This window comes from Pseudomonas sp. P4_C3 (genome assembly GCF_056402075.1).
Genome location: NZ_JBFUIC010000592.1, coordinates 1 through 1,506 on the forward strand (window position 1 = coordinate 1; position 1,506 = coordinate 1,506).

General features: G+C 61.4%; 2 protein-coding genes. Both read right to left on the bottom strand.

What is annotated here, in order from left to right:
- Positions 1-71: 71 nt before the first annotated feature.
- Positions 72-1,184, bottom strand: coding sequence for a succinylglutamate desuccinylase/aspartoacylase family protein (locus AC1DVH_RS30965; RefSeq protein ID WP_477756997.1), 1,113 nt, complete (start codon positions 1,182-1,184; stop codon positions 72-74).
- A 127-nt stretch (positions 1,185-1,311) separates the two neighbouring features.
- Positions 1,312-1,506, bottom strand: a 195-nt coding sequence (locus AC1DVH_RS30970; protein WP_477756998.1) for a transporter substrate-binding domain-containing protein, incomplete at its 5' end; no start/stop codon positions are given.

Genomic DNA, 1,506 nt, shown 5'->3' on the forward strand with positions numbered 1-1,506 from the left:
GGGTTTGGATGATCCCTGTGGGAGCGGGCTTGCCCGCGATGAGGCCAGTACAGACAAAGAAAATTTCCGGCTCAGTCGTTGATCAACTTGCCCACCCGAATCGCCTCGCGCCCCGCCACTTTCGCCTGCCAGGTCCCCGGCTGGGTATAACGCCCACGGTCGATGGCAAACAGCACGCCGCTGGTACCAGCCTGCACGGTGGTGACCTTGTCGTTCAACGGGTCGACCACCTCGAACAGCGCATCGCCCTTTTCCACCCACTCCCCGGCCTCACGCAGGAAGCTGACCACGCCGTGATGCGGGGCGAACAGGTATTGGGTACCTTCGAATGGCATGCCTTCACAGCAGTCGGCCGGTGCCGCCGGCCAGGTGCCGGAGATGAAACCCTGCTCGGCGAGGAACCCGAGAATGGCCTCGCAATTGGCCTGGGCCTGATCGACGCGGGTGTCTCCCATGCTGCCCAGCTCCAGCGTGGTCGCCAGGTTGGCCGGTGGAATCGCCGCCGTCGGGAACGCCCTGGCCAGGCGCAACCATGGCGAAGAACAGGATTCATCGAACGAACTTCCGCCGGAGTCTTCACACAACAGCGCCACGCCGGCCTTCAGGCGCGCCGCCAGAGATTGCCATTGCGGCCAGTGCTGCGGCAACGCGTAGATGTGGATCGCGGCGTCAAAGTCGCAATGCAGGTCGAGGGTGATGTCGGCGTCGCAGGCATGGCGCAGCAACAGACGGTGCATCGCCTCCAGCTGCGATGTCGCGGCCGGCAAACCGTCAAGGACCTGGCCCATGGCCTGGCGAATCAGCGCGATGTTGGCCTGGGCATCGCTGCCGAGACGATCACCGATCAACGCGGCCACCGGCGCACTGAGTTCGACGAACGAGCGGTTGAAGTTCTTGCCGCTGCCCAGCTCGAAGCGCCCCATGTGGCTGCCTTGCAGGTGCTGATCGAGGCCAATGGGATTGGCCACCGGCACCAGTTCGATCACAGCGTTCAATTGTCCCTGTTGTTCAAGTTCGGTCAGGCGTTTCTTCAACTCCCAGGCCGTGCGCATGCCCGGCAGTTCGTCGGCGTGCAGGCTGGCCTGGATGTACACCTTGCGCGTCCCCGCGCCATAACGAAACACGCTGAGGGTGCGCTCGGTGCCCAGGTGACTCCAGGGCAGTTTGTGGTCGATGCGTTGCATAAAAACTCCTGAAAACAGAGAAACCTGTGGGAGCGAGCTTGCTCCCACAGGTATCTTCTGCGCTGAAAAAATTGCACAAAAAAAATGGCAACCGCGCCAACGGTTGCCACTTTTTCAACCCGCTCGCTTACTCGCCGTAAACGTCAAACTTGAAGTACTTGTCCTGCACTTGCTTGTACTTGCCGTTGGCGCGGATTTCGGTGATGGCGGTGTTGAACTTGTCCGCCAGTTCCTTATCACCCTTGCGCACGGCAATGCCGGCGCCGCCACCGAAGTATTTCGGATCGTTGTACTCAGGGCCGACGAAGGCAAAACCTTTACC

Bases quoted from the DNA above. Each gene is read 5' to 3' on its own strand.
- AC1DVH_RS30965 (WP_477756997.1), bottom strand. From the start codon at position 1,184: ATGCAACGCATCGACCACAAACTGCCCTGGAGTCACCTGGGCACCGAG.